This window comes from Stenotrophomonas sp. TWI809 (assembly GCF_039673205.1).
In the GTDB taxonomy this organism is placed as follows: Bacteria; Pseudomonadota; Gammaproteobacteria; order Xanthomonadales; family Xanthomonadaceae; genus Stenotrophomonas.
In genome coordinates, this window is sequence record NZ_JBDJLE010000003.1 from 190,079 (window position 1) to 210,192 (window position 20,114).

Genomic DNA, 20,114 nt, shown 5'->3' on the forward strand with positions numbered 1-20,114 from the left:
TATGCTCTTCACGGCCCGCACGCCGGCGCCGTCCGGTAACCAAGGAGAAACCTCATGATTCGACCCGCAACCCGCAACGTGGCCCTGGCCCTGATGACTGCTGCCGCCCTGACGGCCTGCGCCACCGGTGGCTCCTACGTGCAGAGTGACCAGTACGGCAATCCCGTCGAGCAGCAGAACCGTACCGGCCGCAACGCCCTGATCGGTACCGCCGTCGGCGTGGCCGCGGGTCTGCTCAGCGGCAACAGCGCCACCGAGCGCCGCCAGCACGCCATGATCGGTGCCGGTATCGGCGCACTGAGCGGCGCGGCCGTCGGCCAGTACCAGGACCGCCAGGAACGCGCGCTGCGCGAGCGTACCGCCAACACCGGTATCGACGTCTCCCGTAATGGCGACAACCTGGTCCTGAACCTGCCGGACGGCATCACCTTCGATTTCGGCAAGTCCACCCTGAAGCCGCAGTTCTACAGCTCGCTCAATGGCGTGGCCAGCACGCTGGCCGAGTACAACCAGACCATGATCGAAGTCGTCGGCCACACCGACAGCATTGGCAGCGATGCAGTCAACAATCGCCTGTCCAAGGAACGCGCCGACTCGGTCGCCGCCTACCTGGCCGGCCAGGGCGTGCAGCGCGCCCGTATCGAAACCCTGGGTGCCGGCAAGGCCTACCCGATTGCCGACAACAACACCGATGCCGGCCGCGCGCAGAACCGCCGCGTCGAGATCCGTGTGATTCCGTTGCAGCAATAACAGCGCGCCAGCGCGCTGTTATTGCGTGTTGCGACCCGCAGGCTCGCAACACAAAAATGCCGCCCTTACAGGCGGCATTTTTTGTAGGTACCGGCCGTTGGCCGGTACGCCCGGAACAACTCCGTCCGCTCGCACACCCACACGACCGCACCGCCCACACGACCGCACACCCACACGACCGCACCGCCCACACGACCGCACCGCCCACACGACCGCACCGCCCACACGACCGCACCGCCCACACGACCGCACCGCCCACACGACCGCACCGCCCACACGACCGCACCGCCCAAGGGCGGCGTTGTCGTTCATACGGCACTGCGCTGATGAAGCCGCATTACCCCGCGGTCACCGTCTCCAGAATCCGCTTCCCGGCCGCCTGCAGCTCCGTTTCCACCTGGGTCTGCTGCTGCTTGGCCAGCTTCGCCGCCGGGCATTGCGCGAGCATGTAGTTGGCATCGAAGTTCATCTTCTCGACCAGGAAATCGACGAACGCGCGCACCTTCGGCGAGACCAGCCGGCCGCCGGCGAACACCGCGTTGAAGTCCACTTCCGGCCCGGTCCAGCCGGCCAGCACGCGGCGCACCATTCCGGATTCAACGAATGGCTTGGCCATCACGTCACCGGTCAACAGCAAGCCTTCGCCGCACACCAGTGCACCGTTCAACGCCGACGGATCATTGGCCACCAGCAGCGGATTCACCGGGAAATCGAGCAGCTCGCCGCCGTTCTCGCCCAGTTGCCAGAAGAAGCGGTTGTTGTTGAGGTTGCGCGCTTTGCGCATGGCCAGGATGCGGTGGAACTGCAGCTCATCCGGATGCAGCGGCTCGCCGTAGCGTTCGATATAGGCCGGGCTGGCGAATACCTGCGTGCGCAGGCTGCCAAGCTTGCGCGCGACCAGGTTGGAGTCGGGCAGGGTGCCCACGCGCAGTGCCAGATCCGCTTCACCGGCGATCAGGTCGAGCTTCTCGTTGCCCAGATGCATGTCCAGCTGGATTTCCGGGTACTGCGCATGGAACTGGCCGAGCAGCGGCGCGATCCATGTGATGCCGATCGAGTAGGGCACGGTGAAGCGCAGCCAGCCGCGCGGGCCGGACTGCAACTGGTTGACCGCACCTTCGGCTTCTTCCAGCTCGCGTGCGATGCGCTGGCAATGCTCGTGATAGACCGAGCCGGCCTCGGTGAGGCCGAGGCGGCGGGTGGTCCGGTGCAGCAGGCGTGCGCCGAGACGCGTTTCCAGTTCCTGCACTTTGCGGCTCACCGTCGTCTTGGGGAGCCCCAGTGCCGTGGCGGCGGCGATGAAACTGCCTTGCTCGACCACTTTGACGAAGATCAGCGTGTCGTTGAGATCGTGGGCCATGACGGGATCCAAAGTCGGGGGAGGGGAAGAGTGCCGCAAATGATTGTGCCGGGCACGGGATGATTATTCCCCTAAATCCGGACTAATCAAGGGGGAGTTTGAGGACTAATCTGGCGCCATTCCAGATATGAAGGACGACAACCATGTGGTTGCGGAACATTCTTGGCCGCCTGCGTAGCGGCCCCAACGCCCCGCTGGACCTCGCGATGACCGTGGAAGTCCGTCCGGCCTCCTTGTCCCGCAAGGCTTTTCGGGAGTTTACCCCGCCTGCCAACATGCAGCGCGGCGGCAGCTTCCGGCTGGGCTCGCGCAATGGCGACCGACTGGGCCGAATTGGGATTATCCCGGCGACGGGAGTGAAAGTCCCATGAATGGGACATTGGCCCCCGAGGTGCTGGTGCTCGGTGGCACCGGCAGCGTGGGCCAGGGCATCGTGGCGGCCTTGCTGGAGGCCGGCAGCCCGGTCCTGGTGGTCGGCCGCGATCCCGCCCGGCTGGCGGCGCTGCAGGAGCAGTTCGCCGACGAGCCGGGCCTGGAAGTCCTGCTCGGCTCGTTGGGCGACGACGCCTCGGCGCGCACCGTGGCCGAGCGCGTCGGCGGGCGCCCGCGCGCGCTGGCGGCCGTGGTGGATGCGATGGGCGGGCCGTACAACCGTGGGCGGGTGACCGACCGCAGCGGCGATGCGCTGTTGCAGGCGCTGCTGGCCGACGTGATGCCGCACGTGCATGCCGGCCGCCATCTGCTGCCGCTGGTGCGCGGTGGCGCCCAGGTGCGGCGCTACGTGCTGGTCGGCGGGCCGGCCGGCTTCAAGCCGTGGGCCGGGCACGGTGAGTCCTCCATCACCATGTCCGCCACGCGCATGTACGCGCAGGTGCTTCACCAGGAAGCCCAGGCACTGGGCGTGCGCGCGCAGATGCTGGAAGTGTGCGATCCGGTGTGCACCCCGGCCAATGCGGCCAAAGCCTGCATCGAATGGCCGAGTGCGCTGCTCGTCGGCCGTCGTGTGGTCTCGCTGCTCGACAACTGCACCGACAACCGCGCCATCGTGCGCTGCGATGCACGCGATGCCGAACTGCCGCGTGGGCTGCTGCATCTGGACCGCCCCCCGCCGATGTCGCGCGACACGGTCGGCACGGCTTGACCTCTACCAAGGTTCAGGTCCCAGGCTACGCCCCCCACGTCGCCCCACGTTTTCGATTCTGTATCACCACCCCTACGTACGGATGCATGACATGACTTCCAACTCCTCCCCGCATCGTTTCACCCGACGGCTGACCATGGCCGGCGTTTCCATCCTCGCCGCCGCGGTGTTGGCCGCCTGCAGTGGCAGCCACGCTGAAGAAGCCGGCATGCCGCCGCCGCCCTCGGTCAGTGCCGCCCCGGTACTGGTCAAGCAGGTCAGCCAGTGGGACGACTTCAGTGGCCGCGTCGAAGCGGTCGAAAGCGTTGAACTGCGCCCGCGCGTCTCCGGCTACATCGACAAGGTCAACTATGTCGAAGGCCAGGAGGTCAAGAAGGGCGATGTGCTGTTCACCATCGACGCGCGCAGCTACCGCGCCGAGCTGGATCGCGCCACCGCCGAGCTCAACCGCGCGCGCACCCAGGCCCAGGTGAGCCGCAGCGAAGCCGACCGTGCCCGGCGCCTGTCCGACCAGCAGGCCATCTCCACCGAGACCTGGGAACAGCGCCGTGCGGTGTCCGAGCAGGCCCTGGCGCAGGTGCAGGCCGCTCAGGCTGCCGTCGATGCGGCGCGCTTGAACATGGAGTTCACCCAGGTGCGCGCGCCGATCAACGGCCGCGCCGGTCGCGCGATGGTGACCGCAGGCAACCTCGTCACCGCCGGCGACAGCGCCAGCGTGCTGACCACGCTGGTCTCGCTGGACAAGGTCCATGTGTACTTCGATGCCGATGAAGGCACCTTCCTGCGTTACGCCCAGATGGCGCGCAAGGGTGAACGCCCGAGCGAACGCGACAGCGAACTGCCGGTGAAGGTCGGCCTGTCCGGCGAGACTGGCTACCCGCATGAAGGCAAGGTCGACTTCCTGGACAACCAGGTGACCCGCAGCACCGGCACCATCCGGGTCCGCGCGCTGCTGGACAACGCCGACCGCGCCTTCACCCCGGGCCTGTTCGCCCGCGTGCAGCTGCTGGGCAGCGGCCAGTTCCAGGCCATGCTGATCGATGACAAGGCCGTGCTGACCGACCAGGACCGCAAGTTCGTCTACGTGGTCGACAAGGACAACAAGGCACAGCGCCGCGATATTGAACTCGGCCGCACCGCCGACGGCCTGCGCATCGTCGAGCAGGGCCTGAAGGCCGGAGACCGCGTGATCATCGATGGCGTGCAGAAAGTCTTCATGCCCGGCATGCCGGTCCAGGCCAAGGCCGTTGCGATGCAGCCGGCTGCCGCACCGGTAGCCGCGCCGGCTGTTGCAAAGAATTGAAGGGCAGCCGACTGACCGTCGGTTCTACATAGCAGCCGACCAACGGTCGGCTCTACCGTGACTGCCATCGCCCCGTGCAGGGGAACCCGCCACCGCTGTCGCCTGCGACAGCGGCCGGGGTCGTGCACGCCGGCGCTGGTGAAACCCCAGGAATCCACCCATGGACTTTTCCCGTTTTTTTATTGACAGGCCGATCTTCGCGGCGGTGCTGTCGATCGTGATCTTCGCCGCTGGACTGATCGCGATCCCGATGCTGCCGATCAGCGAGTACCCCGAAGTGGTGCCGCCCTCGGTGGTGGTGCGCACGGTGTACCCGGGCGCCAACCCCAAAGTGATCGCTGAAACGGTGGCCACGCCACTGGAAGAAGCGATCAACGGCGTCGAGGACATGATGTACATCAAGTCCGTCGCCGGCTCGGACGGCGTGCTGCAGATGACGGTGACCTTCCGCCCGGGTACCGATCCGGACGAAGCCGCGGTCAAGGTGCAGAACCGCGTCGCCCAGGCGCAGGCGCGCCTGCCCGAGGACGTGCGCCGCCAGGGTGTCTCCACCCAGAAGCAGTCGCCGACCTTCCTGATGGTGGTCCACCTGACCTCGCCGGACGGCAAGTACGACTCGCTGTACCTGCGCAACTACGCCCGCCTGCACGTCAAGGATGCCTTGGCACGCCTGCAGGGCGTCGGTGATGCGCAGATGTTCGGCGGCGGTGACTACGCCATGCGTGCGTGGCTGGACCCGGACAAGATCGCCGCGCGCGGCCTGACCGCCAGCGACGTGGTGCGTGCGATGCGCGAGCAGAACGTGCAGGTCTCGGCCGGCCAGCTCGGCGCCGAGCCGATGCCGAGCAGCGACTTCCTGACCCTGATCAACGCCCAGGGTCGCCTGCGCAGCGAGCAGGAATTCCGCGACATCGTGCTCAAGGCCGGTGACGACGGTGAAGTGGTCCGCCTGTCCGATGTCGCCCGCCTGGAACTGGGTGCCGGTGACTACACGCTGCGCTCGCAGCTGGACGGCAAGAACGCGGTCGGTATCGGTATCTTCCAGGCCCCGGGTGCGAATGCGCTGGAGATCCGTGACTCGGTCATCCACACCATGGATGAGCTGACCAAGCAGTTCCCGGCCGGCGTGAAGTACGAAGCGGTGTACGACACCACCATCTTCGTGCGTGACTCGGTCAAGGCCGTGGTCTCCACGCTGCTGGAAGCCATCGCGCTGGTGGTGCTGGTGGTGATCCTGTTCCTGCAGACCTGGCGCGCCTCGATCATTCCGTTGATCGCCGTGCCGGTGTCCATCGTGGGTACGTTCGCGGCGCTGTACGTGCTGGGCTTCTCGATCAATACCTTGACCCTGTTCGGGCTGGTGCTGGCGATCGGCATCGTGGTCGATGACGCGATCGTGGTGGTGGAGAACGTCGAGCGCAACATTGAAGAAGGCCTGACCCCGCTTGCCGCAGCACACCAGGCGATGCGTGAAGTGTCCGGGCCGATCGTGGCGATCGCGCTGGTGCTGTGTGCCGTGTTCGTGCCGATGGCGTTCCTGTCGGGCGTGACCGGTGCGTTCTACAAGCAGTTCGCCGTCACCATCGCGATCTCGACCGTGATCTCGGCGATCAACTCGCTGACCCTGTCGCCGGCCCTGGCCGCACGTCTGCTCAAGCCGCACGGTGCACCCAAGGATGGCCTGACCCGTCTGATCGATCGTCTGTTCGGCTGGATCTTCCGTCCGTTCAACCGCTTCTTCAAGACCAGTTCGGAGAAATACCACGGTTCGGTCGGCCGCCTGCTGGGCCGCCGCGGCCTGGTGTTCGTGGTCTATGCCGGCCTGCTGCTGGCCACCGGCCTGATGTTCAAGGCGGTGCCGGCCGGCTTCATCCCGACCCAGGACAAGCTGTACCTGATCGCCGGTGTGAAGCTGCCGGAAGGCTCCTCGATCGCACGTACCGACGCCATGCTGGCCAAGGTCGCCGAGATCGCGCGCAACACCGATGGCGTGGCGCACACGATCCAGTTCCCGGGTCTGAACGCGCTGCAGTTCACCAACACGCCCAACACCGGTGTGGCCTTCGTTCCGCTCAAGCCGTTCAGTGAGCGCAAGGGCCGCACCGCCGCGCAGATCAATGCCGAGATCAACGCCAAGATCGCCGGGCTGCAGGAGGGCTTCGCGTTCTCCATGATGCCGCCGCCGATCCTCGGCCTGGGTAACGGCAACGGCTACCAGATGTTCATCCAGGACCGTGGCAACCTCGGTTACGGCGCACTGCAGACCGCGGTGAGCACGATGCAGGGTGCCGTCGCGCAGACCCCGGGCATGGCGTTCCCGATCACCAGTTACCAGGCCAACGTGCCGCAACTGGATGCCGAAGTGGACCGCGTCAAGGCCAAGGCCCAGGGCGTGGAACTGACCGAGTTGTTCGACACCCTGCAGACCTACCTGGGCTCGTCGTATGTAAATGACTTCAACCAGTTCGGTCGTACCTGGCAGGTGATTGCCCAGGCCGACGGCCAGTTCCGTGACAGCGTGGAAGACATCGGTCGCCTGCGCACCCGCAACAACCGTGGCGAGATGGTGCCGATCGGCTCGATGGTCACCGTGAAGGAAACCTACGGTCCGGACCCGGTGCTGCGCTTCAACGGCTACCCGGCGGCCGATCTGGCCGGCGAAGCCGACCCGCGCATGCTGTCCTCGGCCGAGGCCATGGCCAAGCTGACCGAGATTGCCGGGCAGGTGCTGCCGGTGGGCATGCAGACCGAGTGGACCGACCTGAGCTACCAGCAGGCCACCCAGGGCAAGGCCGCGTTCATCGTGTTCCCGGTGGCGATCCTGCTGGCGTTCCTGGTGCTGGCCGCGCTGTATGAAAGCTGGTCGCTGCCGCTGGCGGTGATCCTGATTGTCCCCATGACCCTGCTGTCTGCGTTGTTCGGCGTATGGATGACGGGCGGTGACAACAACGTGTTCGTGCAGGTCGGCCTGGTGGTGCTGATGGGCCTGGCATGCAAGAACGCCATCCTGATCGTCGAGTTTGCCCGCGAACTTGAAATGGGCGGCAAGGGCATCGTGGAGGCTGCACTGGAAGCATGCCGCCTGCGTCTGCGCCCGATCGTGATGACCTCCATCGCGTTCATCGCCGGCACCATCCCGCTGGTGATCTCGCATGGCGCCGGTGCGGAAGTCCGCTCGGTGACCGGTATCACGGTGTTCGCCGGCATGCTGGGCGTCACCCTGTTCGGCCTGTTCCTGACCCCGGTGTTCTACGTGGCCCTGCGCAAGTTCGTCAGCCGTAATGGTGGCGGGCAGCTGGTGACCCACGGCGAACCGACCATCCACCACTGATTCCTTCCCCCGCGAGGTTTTTCCTATGAATACCGCTACCCAAAAGATCGCCCTGGTCACAGGTGCCACCCGCGGCATCGGCCTGGAAACCGTCCGTCAGCTGGCCCAGGCCGGCGTGCATACGCTGCTGGCCGGGCGCAAGCGCGACGTCGCCGTGGCCGAGGCACTGAAGCTGCAGGCCGAGGGCCTACCGGTGGAAGCGATCCAGCTGGACGTCGGTGATGCCGCCAGCATCGCCGCCGCCGTGCAGGCCGTGACCGAGCGTCACGGCCGCCTGGACATCCTGGTCAACAACGCCGGCATCCTGCTCGACGACATCAAGCTGGCCCCCTCGGCGCAGACCCTGCAGACCTGGCGCGATACTTTCGACACCAACGTGTTCGCGGTGATCGCCGTCACCCAGGCGTTCCTGCCGCTGCTCAATGCCTCGCCGGCCGGCCGCATCGTCAACGTGTCCAGCATCCTGGGCTCACTGACCCTGCACAGCCAGCCGGGCTCGCCGATCTATGGCTTCGCGGTCCCGGCGTACAACGCCTCCAAGAGCGCGGTGAATGCGTGGACCGTGCAGCTGGCCTATGAGCTGCGCGAGAGCACCACCAAGGTCAACACCGTGCATCCGGGCTACGTCAAAACCGACATGAACGGTGGCGAAGGTGAGATCGAAATCAGCGAAGGTGCGCGTTCCAGCGTCGGCATGGCACTGATCGATGCCGACGGCCCGAACGGCAGCTTCACCTACCTCGGCGAGGTGCTGCCATGGTGATCCGTCTGTTGACCGTGGCCGTGACCAGCGCGCTGCTGGCCGGCTGCGTCAGCGTCGGCCCCAACTACCAGGCGCCGCCGGCCGAGCCGGTGAGCCTGCAGGGCGCCGCCGCGCCGGTGTTCACCACCACCTCGCCGGTGGCGAGCTGGTGGGCCCAGTTCGATGACCCGGTGCTGGAGCAGCTGGTGCATGAAGCACTGGGCACCAACCTGGACCTGCGCATCGCGATGTCGCGCGTGCGTGAGGCCCGCGCGGTGTTCGTCGAGCAGCGCCTGGACCAGTTGCCGCACGTCACCAGTGGTGGCAGTTACGACCGTCGCAAGCAGCCGGATGCCACCCTCGGTGGCGAGCGTGTCTTCAGCGAAAGCTACCAGCTCGGCTTCGATGCCGGCTGGGAGCTGGATCTGTTCGGCCGCCAGCGCCGTGCCGCCGAAGCGGCGCGCGCCGACCTGGGCGCCGAGCAGGACAACCTCGCCGATGCACAGGTCACCGTCGCCGCCGAAGTGGCCCGCAACTACTTCGAACTGCGCGGTACCCAGAAGCGCATCGCGGTGGCCAAGCGCACCCTGGTCAATCTGCGCGACACCCAGAAGCTCACCGAAACCCGGTGGGAACTGGGCGCCGGCAGCGAGCTGGACGTGCAGAGCAGCCGTGCGCGCCTGAAGGCGATCGAGGCCGACATCCCGCTGCTGGAAGTGGCCGAGGTGCAGTCACGTCATCGTCTGGCGGTGCTGCTGGGCCAGCGCCCGGACGCACTGGACAGCCTGCTGCAGCCGCGCGAGATGCGGCCGTACGCCAAGGCGTTGCCGCTGGGTGACACCACCGATCTGCTGCGTCAGCGCGCCGATGTGCGCGTGGCCGAGCGTCGGCTGGCCGCGGCGACCGCACGGGTTGGCGTGGCCACGGCAGACCTGTTCCCGCGGATCAGCCTGAGCGGGTTTGTCGGGTTCCTGTCTGGTGATGCCAGTGGCCTGGTCAACGGCAGCAACAAGGCATGGTCGGTGACGCCGTCGATCAGTTGGGCCGCGTTCGATTTCGGTACGGTCAAAGCCCGTCTGCGCGCCAGCAAGGCACAGGCCGATGGTGCTGCCGCCGAGTACGAAAAGGCCGTGCTGCTGGCGCTGGAAGACACCGAGAACGCGTTGACGCGGTACGCCAAGCAGCAGGCTCGCCTGGCGATCGTCGCCGAGCAGGCCCAGGCGGCGGGGCGCGCCGAGGAACTGGCGCAGATCCGCTTCCGCGAGGGGTCGGAAGACTTCCTGACCCTGCTCGATGCGCAACGCACCCAGCTGGCCGCGGACGATGCACTGGCCGAGGCCGAATCCACGGTCAACGTCAGCGTGGTCGGTGTGTACAAGGCCCTGGGGGGTTGGGGCCAGCAGCAGGATGCGGCCAACACCCCGGTGGCGGTCACGCAACGCTGACCCCACCGTTGGGCACGGGGCGGCGAGGGCGCCGTCCCGACAGCAAGAAAGGCAACAGCCGTCACATCCGCTGCGCAGTGCGTCGCGATTGACGGCTTTGCCTCTGCACGGTGTCTGTGCACGGTGCTAAAAGCGTGGGTCGTTTTCTGGAGTGGCCCGCATGCAACCCAATCCGTGGCGTCCTGTCCGCCTGCATCTGCACGACCCGGGACCTGCCTCCGGTGCGGGACTTTCCCGTGGCGTGATCGCGCTGTTGGTGGTGGCGATCCTTGCGGTGGTCACGGGATTCTGTTGCCTGACCGAAGGCCTGTTCGAGATCGGCCTGATCGCCACCGGTGTGTTCATCGCCATCGGCGCGCGGATCTGCCAGGCACGTGAGCAGCACCAAGCGCTGTATCGACTGCTGCAGAAGATGGATGAGCGGCAGCCATGATCGACGTTGTGAAAACGCAGGCCGCCGTACGGCCAACCTGAAGCCGATGGACGGTGCGCTGACCGTCCATCGTGCGTCTGCTTACTTGCCCGCCGGTGCTCGCACGGGGAACCGCAGTTCCGCCTGCACCGGATAATGATCCGAGGGCAGCACGCCACCGGGTTTCTGGTCCAGCGTGCTGAAGCTGTCCACGCTGAAACCGCGCACCAGGATCCAGTCCAGTTCCACCGTCGGCTTGCCGGTGAAATCATGGAAGGTCAGGCGCGGGCCATCGACCTTGCCGGCGAGTTTTCGAGCATCGCCCAACGCAGCGGTAAATGCCTTGTAGGTGTCACTGCCGGGCTCACTGTTGAAATCGCCGGTGACCACCACCGGGATGTCCTTGGGCAGTGTGGCCAGCCGCGAGACGATCAGCTTTGCGCCGAGGACGCGGCGCGGCTCATCTTCGTCACGGTAGGGCAGGTGGGTGTTGAACAGATAGAAGCGCTGCCCATCGGCCTGACGCTGGAACAGTGCCCAGGTCACCATGCGCGGGAACAGGTTGCCCCAGGTGATGCTGCCCGGCACGTCCGGTGTGTCGGAGAGCCAGAAGTCACCCGATTCGAGCACCTTCAGCCGCGCACTGTCGTACAGCACGCCCATGTGTTCGTCGCCGTTGCCGCCGCGGCGGTCCCTGCCGAACAGGGTGTAGCCGGGCAGGTGCGCGACCAGGTACTCGCCCTGTTTCTGCACCAGCTCCTGGGTGCCGATCACCTCGGGCTTCTGCTCACGGATCAGCGTGACCATCGCATCGCGGCGGTCCTCCCAGCGCTTTCCCGGATCGGTATCGGCCGGCGTGCGTACGTTGAACGACATCACCTTCAACGCATCGGGTGCCTGCGCCCAGGCGCTGGCCAGCGGGGCGGCGAACATCATCAGGGCCAGCAGCGCGGGCCGATGGAAACGAGACAGCATGTGGAATCCCTCCATTCCATGAAAACGTTCCCAAAGGGTCGCATGGAAGGGCAGGAAAAGGATATGCAGGACATGGCGGTTGATCGGCAGTGCCCCCTCAGCTCGACAGCAGGATCACGCCGATCGTCATATTGATCGCTGCCCCCAACACCAGCACCCACACCGTGGACAGGATCGTGTTCAACCAGGAGCGCTGCAGCGCGATCTTCAGCCACCCGGCCTGCACCACCGCATACCAGAGCGCGGCGAGCACGCCGACCGCGACGCCCAGCGTGGTCGACAGCTGGCCCGGCAGCCGCACGAACACCATGCTGGTGGACAGCGCCACCGCGAACGGTGCGGTCAGGTAGCACTGCATGAAAAACGGACGGCGCAGCGACTCGCGGGTCATCGGCACGTGCTTGCGACGCAACAGGTGCGTGGTGGTCACCAGGGGCCAGATCGCGAACGTGATCGAGCGGTACAGCAGCAGGCTCTCTTCATTGCCGAAGATCGAGTGCGACAGCGCCCCGGTGCCGACCACCTGCTGGTGCAGCATCAGCTCCACCCCGTGCGCGACCAGCACCGCCAGCATCAGGAACATGGGCGGGCTGATCGCATCGTCGAACTGGCGCTCCAGCTTTTCCTTCAGCTCGGTATCCACGTACTGGGCCATCCGCCGCGGATACACGATCACGCGGTACAGCGTGCGTGGGAAAAACAGGAACCAGGTGCACAGCTCGTAGAGGAACTCTTCCAGCGACCGCAGCAGTTTGAGGAAGTCCATCCCGGGGTCCTTGCAAGGGGGAAGCCAGCACCGCCGAGGATACCCGGGACAGGGCTCAGCGGATTGCGACTGTCAGGCTGTGCGGTGCCTTTTCATTGCGACGCGCCTGGGCACGCATCTGGTAGACCTGCACGACATAGGTGCCGGTGGTCGGCAACGTGCCGCTCCAGCGCCGCTTTTCGTCGTTGCTGCCCAGCGCCTCCCCCTGGCCGGGCGTCACGTCGGGCACGAACACATTGAAGTTGGCATTCGGGCTGCCATCGATCGTCACCGCCATGGTCTGGCCGGCGCGCGCGGCAATCGTGTAGCGGACGGTGTCATAGCCGGACAACGTGCCACGCACGGTGGCACTGCTGGCGCCCTTGGTGAAGTGCACGGGGGTGGTAGTGACCTTGTCCGCTGCGGTGGCCAGCATCGGCGTCAGGGCGAGCAGGGTGGTCAACAGCAGTGAGCGGAGCGGCGTCATGGCATGTCCTTGGTGGGGCCCGGCAAGGGCGTTTCGTCCCGAGCATGGGCGTGACCCCATCAAGGGATTGTCGATGCGCTGCGACCCTCGCCGCACTGCGATGAACGCAGCGTGCTCTACCGGTCTCGGTTTCCAGTGCGTTCTGAATTGTTTACGCAGGTGCCCGGCGCGTGCATGCACCAGCCTCTTCCACGCACACATGGGTAACGCCGGCAGGCCTAGCGTGGATTCACCGGCACCACTTCGATGCCGAACACCGGAGATACGGCAATGGCCAACACCTCGAACCCGCAGCAGGGTCAGAATGATCCGCAGCGCAATGCCCCGCAGCAGGGCCAGCAGGAGCAGCAGGATCAGCGCGATCGCGATGCCCAGAAGCAGCAGCAACAGCAGGACCAGGATCAGCAGGGCCAGCGCTCGGGCCAGCAGAGCGACCAGGAAGAATAAAACGGGTCCGCACGCACCGTGGCCCGGTCGGATTGGCCGGGCCGTTTGTGTTGCCGCCAGCGAGAGAGCATCGCGTGTTACTGAACGTCTTCCAGCGCTCGCCCGGCTGACCGGCTACCATGCCCGCATGAGCATCCCCGTACCAGATAGCAGCGTGCCGCGCCTGCTGGGTTTTGACGTCCCGACATTGCAGACCATTGTCGATCACGGCGCGGACGAGGCCATTGTCGCCATGCTCGATGTTGTTCCCGATGCCCACTGGTTGAAGCTGTTCGACGAACGGGTGGCCGCGCTCAAGGGCGAACTCGGCCTGGCCGGGGTCGAACTGGACGGCACTTCGATTCTGTTCTTCGGCTCCATCGCGGACAGCCGTCGCCTGGCGACCGCCGTGTCGGCCCTGATCAATGCCATCAACATGGAAGTGGCCGGCCACACCGATCCGTTCCAGCCGACGGCGCCGTAGCTCCTCACGAGTCGATACGGCACGTGCGCAGCAGCACGCTGTCACCCAGGCCCGCATCTGCCGTGCGGTACGGAGCAGGGCAGGTGCCGCGGATCTCGGTCACCCACAGCACCATCATGCCGACGATGCGATGGGCCTCGTTGGGCCACTGTGCGACCAGCCGATCATGGATCGCGTCATACACCGCCCAGCGCTCGGCGGCCGACACCCCGCCTGCCCAGCACTGCGCCAATTCGGCCTGCGCCAGCCGAAAAGCCTCTTTCTGTCCGTCCATAGCGTTCCCCCAACACAGTCCATATCGGACAGGCGCCTGCCTGCCCGGGTGAGCCCCCTGCAATGAGGTAAACGCAGTTGGGGCAGCGCAGCGGCCAGCGCGCAGTGCGCACACGGTGCGTCGCCGCAGGCTGAACGCGTGGGCGCCAGGTTGGTAAAACATAACAGGACGTCCTGTATAGTTACGATCCCGTCGCCCCCCTTTGCGCACCATGACCCCGACCAAGACCCAGCGCTGGAGCCTGCTGCTCACCGTTGCCGCCGGCCTGTTGCTGATCACCCTCGACAACTCGGTGCTCTACACCGCCTTGCCCACACTGACCAAGGAACTGGGCGCGACACCGCTGCAGGGCCTGTGGATCATCAACGCCTATCCCCTGGTGATGGCTGGCCTGCTGCTGGGTGCCGGTACTCTCGGCGACCGGCTGGGGCACCGGCGCATGTTCCTGATCGGCTTGGTGATTTTTGGGATCGCCTCGCTGCTGGCCGCGTTCGCGCCGGAGGCCAATCTGCTGATCGCCGCCCGCGCGCTGTTGGCCGTGGGCGCGGCGGCGATGATGCCGGCCACGCTGGCGCTGATCAGCCTGACCTTCGAGGACGAACGCGAGCGCAATCTGGCCATCGCCGTATGGGGCTGCATTTCCATCGTCGGCGCGGCCCTCGGCCCGATCGTCGGTGGCGTGCTGCTGGCGCACTTCTGGTGGGGCGCGGTGTTCCTCATCAATGTGCCGATCGTGCTGCTGGCCATGGTCGGGGCGGTGCTGTTCGCGCCCCATGGCACGCCCGATGCAAGCAAGCCGTGGGACCTGATCTCCTCGTTGCTCAGCCTGGTCGCCTTGTCCGGGCTGGTGGTGGCGATCAAGGAGGTTGCGCATGCGCCGCCGAACGGGGGGCTGGCAGCCGGTGCGGCGCTGGTCTTCGTGGTGGGGCTGGTGCTGTTCCTGCGCCGCCAGCGCCGGCTGCCGTACCCGATGCTCGACGTGGCCATCTTCCGTAACGCTCCGTTTCTGGCCGGCGTCCTGTCTGCGGCGTTCGCGATGTTCGCCATCGCCGGCCTGCAGTTGCTGACCACCCAGCGTTTCCAGCTGGTGGCCGACTACACCCCATTGCAGGCGGGCCTGCTGGTGTCTGTGGTGGCGATCGGGTGCCTGCCCAGCGCCATTTTCGGCGGCATGTTCCTGCACCGCGTCGGGCTGTTGCCGCTGATCACCGGCGGGCTGGGCGTGGGCACCGCCGGTGTGGTGCTGGTCGCGGCCACCTTCGGCGGCCACCTCGGCTGGACCCTCGCCGGATTGCTGCTGACCGGGCTGGGCATGGGCGCCACCATCTCCGTCGCCTCCACCGCGATCATCGGCAACGTGCCCCCGCATCGCGCTGGCATGGCCTCCTCGGTGGAGGAAGTGTCCTATGAGTTCGGCAGCCTGCTCGCGGTCTCTCTGCTGGGCAGCCTGATCGCCGCGCTGTATTCGGCCACCGTGACGCTGCCGGACGGTGTGGACGCCGGTGCGGGCCAGAGCATCCAGCAGGCGCTTGCACTGGCCGCACAACCGGGCGGCGACGCCGGGTGGCTGGCAGCAGCCAGCACCGCCTACGACGCCAGCTACGTTTGGGTACTGTATGTGATTGCCGGGGTGCTGCTGGTCGGCACCGTCACCACCGGCGTGCTGCTGCGCCGCCATGGCCCCGGCACGGCCACCACCGTCTCCCACGCCCACTGACCCATGCGCCCGAGCAACCGAACCAACATCCTGGATGCCGCCGTCCGCGTGATCGAACGCGACGGCATCACCGCACTGACCTTTGAAGCGGTCGCCAGCGAATCCGGCATCGCCCGGGGCGGGCTGCTGTATCACTTCCCCTCGCGCGATGCGCTGCTGCAGGGCATCCACCAGCACCTGGCCGGCGTGTGGGAGGCGAGCATGATCGAGGCCGCGGGCAAACCTGCCGACGCGGCAGAGCCCCCCGAGCGCTACCAGGCCTACGCGCTCACCTGCGCACAGACGGCTACCCGGGCCGAGCTGCAGCTGATGTTCGATGCAGCCGCCACCGACGAGAACATGCAGCCGTGGACCGAAGTGGTCGAGCGCTGGTCGCCGCCCACGCCGCAGGACCTGAGCGACCCGGCCGCGCTGGACCTGTTCATCGCCAAGCTCGCCGCCGACGGCATGTGGGTGTTCGAAGCGCTGTCGCGCTCGCGGCTGGCGCCGGAGGTGCGGCAGGCCATCGCTGACCGGATGGCACAGATGATCGCGGCCGCCTCCAAGACAGCGTGATGCCTGCCATGCGGGTACCCTTGGCGGTTCACTTCTTGAACAACGGGTCCGCCTGATGGATTACCAACTTGTGATCAAGTTCTGGCGCAAGTCGCTGGATGATGAGGCCTTCCTGGCCACGCTGGAGGCCGAGCTGACCACCGCGCTCGGCAAGGCCGCGACGCTGGACGGTTACGACGTCAGCGCGAAAGAGATCAACCTTTTCATGTTCACCGCGGATCCGCGCCCGACCTTCCGGAAGACCAAGGATGTGCTGGAGGCGATGGGCGTGCTGCACAGCGTGTCCGCGGCGTACCGGCTGGTGGGCGGTGCGCAGTTCACTTCGGTGTGGCCGCTGCGGATGGCGCGGAAGTTCACGTTGCCGTGAGGGGCTGAGCGGCTGTCTGGCTGGCGGGACACAGGCACAAAAAAGGCCGGGACCTTCGATTTCTCTAGGGTTCCAGCCTTTGATGCACCGTCGAAACGGCTAATTGGTGGAGGTGGGCGGAATTGAACCGCCGTCCGAAGGCACTCCATCCCCGGTACTACATGCTTAGCTCACCGTTGAATCTCATCCTGTGGCAGCACGGTGTGCAAAGCGCACCCCAGGACCAGCCTGCTTTAGTTAAGTCGTGACTGACAGGCAGCCATCACAACCGGTTCCGTGATAATGACCCTACATCTACGAGCACGGGCACAAGTAGGTTCGGGGGTTCGCCTAAGGCGGCTGTAGAACTAAACGCTAAAGCTGTTTTTAGGCAGCGATTGCGAAGTCGTTCGAACCGTAGTTGTCGTCGTTGGCAACTAAAAGTTTGCTGCTGGATTAACGAGGAAAGCTGCCCCCTCGGCATGCACCAAGTAACTTCACAACCCCCGTCGAAACCAATGCACCCCCGGTTTCTTCAAGAACCGCACTTCATCCGGAAAAACAGCACCGGAACTCTACTTGACGGAATGGATGCTACTCCAATCCAGCTGAACAGTCACCTTGGCCGTCTGCGGCTTACTTCTGCAGCTGGCGGCGGCTGTCGGCCTTGTGTCGGGCCTTTTCCTTCTTCAGGCGGTTGTGCTCGTTGCGCACGGTCATCGCCTGCTTCTTGGCCTGCGGTTCAACCCGGGCCATCAGCGATTCCACCTGGGCCACCAGGCGGCGGTGCTCCAGGCTGTCGTAGCTCTGGGTCTCCGAGGCGACGCGCTTGGCGTTGCGGATCAGGTAGGTCAGCACCTTGAGCAGCGCGGCCGGGTCCATGGCGCGGGCGAGTTCGTCAAAGATGAACTCCAGCGCCGCCACGTCGGCGCGCAGGGTGGTCAGTTCGTCCGCCGCCAGTGCGGGTGCCGGGGTAGTTTCGAGAGTCACGCGCGGATCCTTTCCGTATCAATGCGGGGATTCTGACAGTTGTGCGGGGTTGGCGGGGAAAGATCGTTATCCCGCTGGCGTCCGCGGCTCAGGTGGGGCGGGCACCCGGGTGAACGCGCGGACTACAATCCGGCCCCGGAAGAGTGGTTGCAGACAGGGACGAGGCGTTGAAGAAGCAGGTGTGGATTGCAGTGGCGGTGCTGGTGGTGGCGGCGATCGGAGCCGCCAGCGTTTGGCGGTCGACCTCGGGTGCGCAGGCGCCGGGCGGGGCAGGGCAGGCGTCGACACCGGCCGGACAGGCGGCCACGCCTTCGGTTGAAGCGGCGCCGACCGCCTCGACCAGACCGCCGCACCCCGTTCCCGATCTCGCCCGCACACGGGAGAGCCTGGAAATCGCCCAGGACCCCTTCAGCAGTGGTCATCCGGAGGAGCGGCGCTGGCTCGACCAGCACGGCTTCCCCAATGGCGCGCAATGGACCCGCTATCAGCAGGCCTCCGACGCCGAACTCGACCAGGCGGCGCGGGCAGGCGACACGGTGGCGGCCACAATGCTCGATGGGCGGCGGCTGGGCGCCGATCCGACGGCTGAAAGCCGTTTGCTGGCCGCGGGCGCGGACGGCGATCTGTTCGCGCTGAGTCTGCTGTCGTCCTGGAAGGCGGGCGCCCATGCGGCAGGGATTCCCGAGGCCTACGCGATATCCCGGGTGGCCGAGATGCGCGGCGATCTCACCGCAGCGTTGCACCGGGAGATGATGCTGGGGGCGCGGCTGAGCGGCGACCAGCGCCTGCTGGCGAGGCCGAGGCGCTGCATCTGAATCTGCATCTCAATGCGTTGTACCGCCAGAAGCACGGCGTGGACCCGCCGCCGGTGGAGATGCGGCCCTACCAAGCCGATCCGGAAGATACCGCGCGCTGACCGCGCGCCGCGCAGGGCCCTACAGCCGCTTGCGCAGATACAGGCGCTGATGACCCGGCGGAAAATCCTGCAGCCGGCCGAACACTTCATGGCCCTGCTTGAGGTAGAAGCCCTCCGCCTGCCAGGAGAAGGTATCCAGCGTCACGGCGTGCGCGCCGAGCGCGCGGGCCTGCTGCTCGGCATCGGCCAGCAGGGCCTGGCCTAATCCTTCGCCGCGGCGGGTGTCATCCACCCAGAGCGCATGCACCATCAGCCAGCCGCCACAGACATCAGCGGCGATCCCGGCCACAACGCGGCCGGCAGCATCACGGATGACCCGGTTGACCGGCTGGTCGTCCAGGGCGTCGCCACTGGCGGCCTGGTTGAAGGCCAGCAGGCCAGCGAACACCGCGCGGGTGTCCTCGGCGCTGGCGGGCTGGATCACCGGGGCGGGCGACGCCGGCGCCATCAGGCGTCGCGGTTGTGCCGGCGCATGGTGCGCGACTTCTCCCGCGCCCAGTCCCGGTCCTTCTCGGCATCGCGCTTGTCGTGGGTCTGCTTGCCCTTGGCCAGCGCGATCTCGAGCTTGATCTTGTTCTTGCTCCAGTACATCGCGGTGGGCACGATCGTGTAGCCATCGCGCTGCACCTTGCCGATCAGCTTGTCGATCTCACTGCGATGCAGAAGCAGCTTCCGCTCGCGACGGTCGTTGGCCACCATGTGCGAAGAGGCCTGGATCAACGGGGTGATCTGCGCGCCGATCAGGTAGATCTCGCCATCACGCACGTAGGCGTAGGCATCGATGATGTTGCCGCGCCCGGCGCGGATCGACTTGACCTCCCAGCCCTGCAGGGCCAGGCCGGCTTCGAAGCGATCTTCGATGTGGTACTCGTGACGGGCACGCTTGTTGAGCGCGATGGTTTTGTTGGCCGTCGCGTCCTTTGCTTTATCCTTGCCGCTGTTCTTGCTCATTCCCCTATTGTCTCCGATTCGGGCACGCCCGGTCGATTCATCAGACATCTGTATCGCATGCCAACTATCCGACGTAGTGCCCTGGTCGAACATTCGGCTGCCCGCATGTTCGACCTGGTCAATGATATTGACGCCTATCCGCGCCGCTTCCGCTGGTGTTCGGCCTCGCAGATCCTGGAGTCCGGCCCGGACCGCCTGGTCGCGCGCCTGGATCTGGGCTTTGGGTCGTTCTCGACCTGGTTCATGACCGAGAACACGCTGCAGCGCCCGCACAGCATCGATATGCAGCTTAAGGACGGGCCGTTCAAGCGTCTGCACGGGCGCTGGGAGTTCCATGCGCTGGCCGAGGACGCCTGCAAGGTCACGCTGACGCTGGAGTTCGAGCCGACCTCACGTCTGCTTGGTCCGGCCCTGGCGCTGGGCTTCCAGGGCCTGGCCGACCGCATGGTGAACGATTTCGTCCGCGTCGCCGACGCCCAGGACTGAGCGGTGATCACCGTCGAGGTGGTGCTGGCCTGGCCCGATCGGGCCGCGTCGCGGGTGCTGTCGCTGCCCGAAGGCGCCACGATCGCCGAGGCCATCGCGGTGGCCGCCATTGACGGCAGCGCGCCATGCCCGGCCGTAGCCGTGCACGGCCTGCTGGCCAAGCCGGATCAGGTGCTGCGCGAGGGCGACCGGGTCGAGCTGCTGCGTCCGCTGCTGGCCGACCCGAAAGACAACCGCCGCCGGCGCGCACGCGCCGGCAGCTGAGTGAAGAAGGCAGG

23 protein-coding genes and 1 other RNA gene are annotated in these 20,114 nt (G+C 66.3%); 15 read left to right on the top strand and 9 right to left on the bottom strand.

Annotated features, from left to right (window positions below):
• The first annotated feature begins 54 nt into the window (after positions 1-54).
• The gene (locus ABE472_RS04005) at positions 55-750 is read left to right on the top strand and encodes an OmpA family protein (protein WP_088432184.1); all 696 of its coding nucleotides are present in this window, start codon (positions 55-57) and stop codon (positions 748-750) included.
• 337 nt (positions 751-1,087) lie between these two features.
• Here ABE472_RS04005 and ABE472_RS04010 read toward each other — a convergent pair whose 3' ends face one another.
• Positions 1,088-2,110, bottom strand: coding sequence for a LysR family transcriptional regulator (locus tag ABE472_RS04010; protein WP_121041912.1), 1,023 nt, complete (start codon positions 2,108-2,110; stop codon positions 1,088-1,090).
• A 367-nt stretch (positions 2,111-2,477) separates the two neighbouring features.
• Between ABE472_RS04010 and ABE472_RS04015 the strand changes: the two genes are divergently transcribed.
• The 6 genes from ABE472_RS04015 (at position 2,478) to ABE472_RS04040 (ending at position 10,505) form a co-directional block, all read left to right on the top strand.
• Positions 2,478-3,251: an SDR family oxidoreductase gene (locus ABE472_RS04015; RefSeq protein ID WP_346465558.1), complete on the top strand. Its 774-nt coding sequence runs from the start codon at positions 2,478-2,480 to the stop codon at positions 3,249-3,251.
• 91 nt (positions 3,252-3,342) lie between these two features.
• Complete coding sequence (locus ABE472_RS04020) at positions 3,343-4,554, top strand: efflux RND transporter periplasmic adaptor subunit (RefSeq protein ID WP_346465560.1); 1,212 nt, start codon at positions 3,343-3,345, stop codon at positions 4,552-4,554.
• Between the two features lie 160 nt (positions 4,555-4,714).
• Complete coding sequence (locus tag ABE472_RS04025; RefSeq protein WP_313211513.1) at positions 4,715-7,885, top strand: multidrug efflux RND transporter permease subunit; 3,171 nt, start codon at positions 4,715-4,717, stop codon at positions 7,883-7,885.
• A 25-nt stretch (positions 7,886-7,910) separates the two neighbouring features.
• Positions 7,911-8,648 (top strand): SDR family oxidoreductase, encoded by a 738-nt coding sequence (locus ABE472_RS04030; RefSeq protein ID WP_313211514.1) that lies wholly within the window; start codon positions 7,911-7,913, stop codon positions 8,646-8,648.
• The gene (locus tag ABE472_RS04035; protein WP_313211515.1) at positions 8,642-10,072 is read left to right on the top strand and encodes an efflux transporter outer membrane subunit; all 1,431 of its coding nucleotides are present in this window, start codon (positions 8,642-8,644) and stop codon (positions 10,070-10,072) included. Before ABE472_RS04030 ends, ABE472_RS04035 begins: the two co-directional genes overlap by 7 nt.
• A gap of 160 nt (positions 10,073-10,232) precedes the next feature.
• Positions 10,233-10,505, top strand: coding sequence for a hypothetical protein (locus tag ABE472_RS04040; RefSeq protein WP_313211516.1), 273 nt, complete (start codon positions 10,233-10,235; stop codon positions 10,503-10,505).
• An 81-nt stretch (positions 10,506-10,586) separates the two neighbouring features.
• On the opposite strand, the gene ABE472_RS04045 is transcribed toward ABE472_RS04040, so the two are convergent.
• From ABE472_RS04045 to ABE472_RS04055, 3 genes are all read right to left on the bottom strand, one after another.
• Entirely contained in the window at positions 10,587-11,459 is an 873-nt protein-coding gene (locus ABE472_RS04045) for an endonuclease/exonuclease/phosphatase family protein (RefSeq protein WP_313211517.1), read from the bottom strand.
• Positions 11,460-11,556: 97 nt separating this feature from the next.
• On the bottom strand, positions 11,557-12,225 hold the full coding sequence (locus tag ABE472_RS04050; RefSeq protein ID WP_346465563.1) for a hypothetical protein: 669 nt from the start codon (positions 12,223-12,225) through the stop codon (positions 11,557-11,559).
• A gap of 55 nt (positions 12,226-12,280) precedes the next feature.
• Positions 12,281-12,691 (bottom strand): g-type lysozyme inhibitor, encoded by a 411-nt coding sequence (locus tag ABE472_RS04055; protein WP_346465565.1) that lies wholly within the window; start codon positions 12,689-12,691, stop codon positions 12,281-12,283.
• A 270-nt stretch (positions 12,692-12,961) separates the two neighbouring features.
• Between ABE472_RS04055 and ABE472_RS04060 the strand changes: the two genes are divergently transcribed.
• Together ABE472_RS04060 and ABE472_RS04065 are read left to right on the top strand one after the other, a co-directional pair.
• A complete protein-coding gene (locus ABE472_RS04060) occupies positions 12,962-13,138 on the top strand; it encodes a hypothetical protein (RefSeq protein WP_346465567.1) in 177 nt (58 codons plus the stop codon).
• A 127-nt stretch (positions 13,139-13,265) separates the two neighbouring features.
• Positions 13,266-13,601, top strand: coding sequence for a hypothetical protein (locus ABE472_RS04065; RefSeq protein ID WP_313217956.1), 336 nt, complete (start codon positions 13,266-13,268; stop codon positions 13,599-13,601).
• 4 nt (positions 13,602-13,605) lie between these two features.
• Here the strand turns inward: ABE472_RS04065 and ABE472_RS04070 are convergent, their stop codons facing one another.
• The gene (locus ABE472_RS04070) at positions 13,606-13,875 is read right to left on the bottom strand and encodes a hypothetical protein (RefSeq protein ID WP_346465569.1); all 270 of its coding nucleotides are present in this window, start codon (positions 13,873-13,875) and stop codon (positions 13,606-13,608) included.
• 211 nt (positions 13,876-14,086) lie between these two features.
• On the opposite strand from ABE472_RS04070, the gene ABE472_RS04075 reads away from it, so the two are divergent.
• Genes ABE472_RS04075 through ABE472_RS04085 form a run of 3 tightly spaced genes read left to right on the top strand, consistent with a single transcriptional unit; the run spans position 14,087 to position 16,514 of the window.
• Positions 14,087-15,592 carry an MFS transporter gene (locus ABE472_RS04075; RefSeq protein ID WP_346465571.1) on the top strand — a complete coding sequence of 502 codons (1,506 nt, stop codon included), beginning with the start codon at positions 14,087-14,089 and terminating at the stop codon, positions 15,590-15,592.
• 3 nt (positions 15,593-15,595) lie between these two features.
• Positions 15,596-16,147: a TetR/AcrR family transcriptional regulator gene (locus ABE472_RS04080; RefSeq protein WP_346465573.1), complete on the top strand. Its 552-nt coding sequence runs from the start codon at positions 15,596-15,598 to the stop codon at positions 16,145-16,147.
• Between the two features lie 55 nt (positions 16,148-16,202).
• A complete protein-coding gene (locus tag ABE472_RS04085) occupies positions 16,203-16,514 on the top strand; it encodes a hypothetical protein (protein ID WP_123729002.1) in 312 nt (103 codons plus the stop codon).
• Between the two features lie 104 nt (positions 16,515-16,618).
• On the opposite strand, the gene ssrA is transcribed toward ABE472_RS04085, so the two are convergent.
• Both ssrA and ABE472_RS04095 read right to left on the bottom strand, forming a co-directional pair.
• Positions 16,619-17,021, bottom strand: a transfer-messenger RNA (tmRNA) gene (gene ssrA / locus ABE472_RS04090).
• Positions 17,022-17,129: 108 nt separating this feature from the next.
• The gene (locus ABE472_RS04095; RefSeq protein WP_121042052.1) at positions 17,130-17,483 is read right to left on the bottom strand and encodes a hypothetical protein; all 354 of its coding nucleotides are present in this window, start codon (positions 17,481-17,483) and stop codon (positions 17,130-17,132) included.
• Positions 17,484-17,650: 167 nt separating this feature from the next.
• Between ABE472_RS04095 and ABE472_RS04100 the strand changes: the two genes are divergently transcribed.
• Positions 17,651-18,298 (top strand): hypothetical protein, encoded by a 648-nt coding sequence (locus tag ABE472_RS04100; RefSeq protein ID WP_346465575.1) that lies wholly within the window; start codon positions 17,651-17,653, stop codon positions 18,296-18,298.
• 120 nt (positions 18,299-18,418) lie between these two features.
• On the opposite strand, the gene ABE472_RS04105 is transcribed toward ABE472_RS04100, so the two are convergent.
• Together ABE472_RS04105 and smpB are read right to left on the bottom strand one after the other, a co-directional pair.
• Positions 18,419-18,847: a GNAT family N-acetyltransferase gene (locus ABE472_RS04105; RefSeq protein WP_346465577.1), complete on the bottom strand. Its 429-nt coding sequence runs from the start codon at positions 18,845-18,847 to the stop codon at positions 18,419-18,421.
• Positions 18,847-19,350 (bottom strand): SsrA-binding protein SmpB, encoded by a 504-nt coding sequence (smpB, locus tag ABE472_RS04110; RefSeq protein WP_088433158.1) that lies wholly within the window; start codon positions 19,348-19,350, stop codon positions 18,847-18,849. Before smpB ends, ABE472_RS04105 begins: the two co-directional genes overlap by 1 nt.
• A gap of 57 nt (positions 19,351-19,407) precedes the next feature.
• On the opposite strand from smpB, the gene ABE472_RS04115 reads away from it, so the two are divergent.
• Both ABE472_RS04115 and ABE472_RS04120 read left to right on the top strand, forming a co-directional pair.
• On the top strand, positions 19,408-19,836 hold the full coding sequence (locus ABE472_RS04115; protein WP_026069778.1) for a type II toxin-antitoxin system RatA family toxin: 429 nt from the start codon (positions 19,408-19,410) through the stop codon (positions 19,834-19,836).
• A 3-nt stretch (positions 19,837-19,839) separates the two neighbouring features.
• Positions 19,840-20,100: an RnfH family protein gene (locus ABE472_RS04120; protein WP_346465579.1), complete on the top strand. Its 261-nt coding sequence runs from the start codon at positions 19,840-19,842 to the stop codon at positions 20,098-20,100.
• Positions 20,101-20,114: the final 14 nt, after the last annotated feature.

What these genes read in the sequence shown, in the direction of transcription:
- ABE472_RS04045 (WP_313211517.1), bottom strand. Translation starts at nt 11,459, where the DNA reads ATGCTGTCTCGTTTCCATCGGCCCGCGCTGCTGGCCCTGATGATGTTC.
- ABE472_RS04060 (WP_346465567.1), top strand. Translation starts at nt 12,962, where the DNA reads ATGGCCAACACCTCGAACCCGCAGCAGGGTCAGAATGATCCGCAGCGC.
- ABE472_RS04035 (WP_313211515.1), top strand. Translation starts at nt 8,642, where the DNA reads ATGGTGATCCGTCTGTTGACCGTGGCCGTGACCAGCGCGCTGCTGGCC.
- ABE472_RS04065 (WP_313217956.1), top strand. Translation starts at nt 13,266, where the DNA reads ATGAGCATCCCCGTACCAGATAGCAGCGTGCCGCGCCTGCTGGGTTTT.
- ABE472_RS04030 (WP_313211514.1), top strand. Translation starts at nt 7,911, where the DNA reads ATGAATACCGCTACCCAAAAGATCGCCCTGGTCACAGGTGCCACCCGC.
- smpB (WP_088433158.1), bottom strand. Translation starts at nt 19,350, where the DNA reads ATGAGCAAGAACAGCGGCAAGGATAAAGCAAAGGACGCGACGGCCAAC.
- ABE472_RS04020 (WP_346465560.1), top strand. Translation starts at nt 3,343, where the DNA reads ATGACTTCCAACTCCTCCCCGCATCGTTTCACCCGACGGCTGACCATG.
- ABE472_RS04010 (WP_121041912.1), bottom strand. Translation starts at nt 2,110, where the DNA reads ATGGCCCACGATCTCAACGACACGCTGATCTTCGTCAAAGTGGTCGAG.
- ABE472_RS04115 (WP_026069778.1), top strand. Translation starts at nt 19,408, where the DNA reads ATGCCAACTATCCGACGTAGTGCCCTGGTCGAACATTCGGCTGCCCGC.
- ABE472_RS04105 (WP_346465577.1), bottom strand. Translation starts at nt 18,847, where the DNA reads ATGGCGCCGGCGTCGCCCGCCCCGGTGATCCAGCCCGCCAGCGCCGAG.
- ABE472_RS04070 (WP_346465569.1), bottom strand. Translation starts at nt 13,875, where the DNA reads ATGGACGGACAGAAAGAGGCTTTTCGGCTGGCGCAGGCCGAATTGGCG.
- ABE472_RS04005 (WP_088432184.1), top strand. Translation starts at nt 55, where the DNA reads ATGATTCGACCCGCAACCCGCAACGTGGCCCTGGCCCTGATGACTGCT.
- ABE472_RS04040 (WP_313211516.1), top strand. Translation starts at nt 10,233, where the DNA reads ATGCAACCCAATCCGTGGCGTCCTGTCCGCCTGCATCTGCACGACCCG.
- ABE472_RS04080 (WP_346465573.1), top strand. Translation starts at nt 15,596, where the DNA reads ATGCGCCCGAGCAACCGAACCAACATCCTGGATGCCGCCGTCCGCGTG.
- ABE472_RS04085 (WP_123729002.1), top strand. Translation starts at nt 16,203, where the DNA reads ATGGATTACCAACTTGTGATCAAGTTCTGGCGCAAGTCGCTGGATGAT.
- ABE472_RS04055 (WP_346465565.1), bottom strand. Translation starts at nt 12,691, where the DNA reads ATGACGCCGCTCCGCTCACTGCTGTTGACCACCCTGCTCGCCCTGACG.
- ABE472_RS04015 (WP_346465558.1), top strand. Translation starts at nt 2,478, where the DNA reads ATGAATGGGACATTGGCCCCCGAGGTGCTGGTGCTCGGTGGCACCGGC.
- ABE472_RS04050 (WP_346465563.1), bottom strand. Translation starts at nt 12,225, where the DNA reads ATGGACTTCCTCAAACTGCTGCGGTCGCTGGAAGAGTTCCTCTACGAG.
- ABE472_RS04075 (WP_346465571.1), top strand. Translation starts at nt 14,087, where the DNA reads ATGACCCCGACCAAGACCCAGCGCTGGAGCCTGCTGCTCACCGTTGCC.
- ABE472_RS04025 (WP_313211513.1), top strand. Translation starts at nt 4,715, where the DNA reads ATGGACTTTTCCCGTTTTTTTATTGACAGGCCGATCTTCGCGGCGGTG.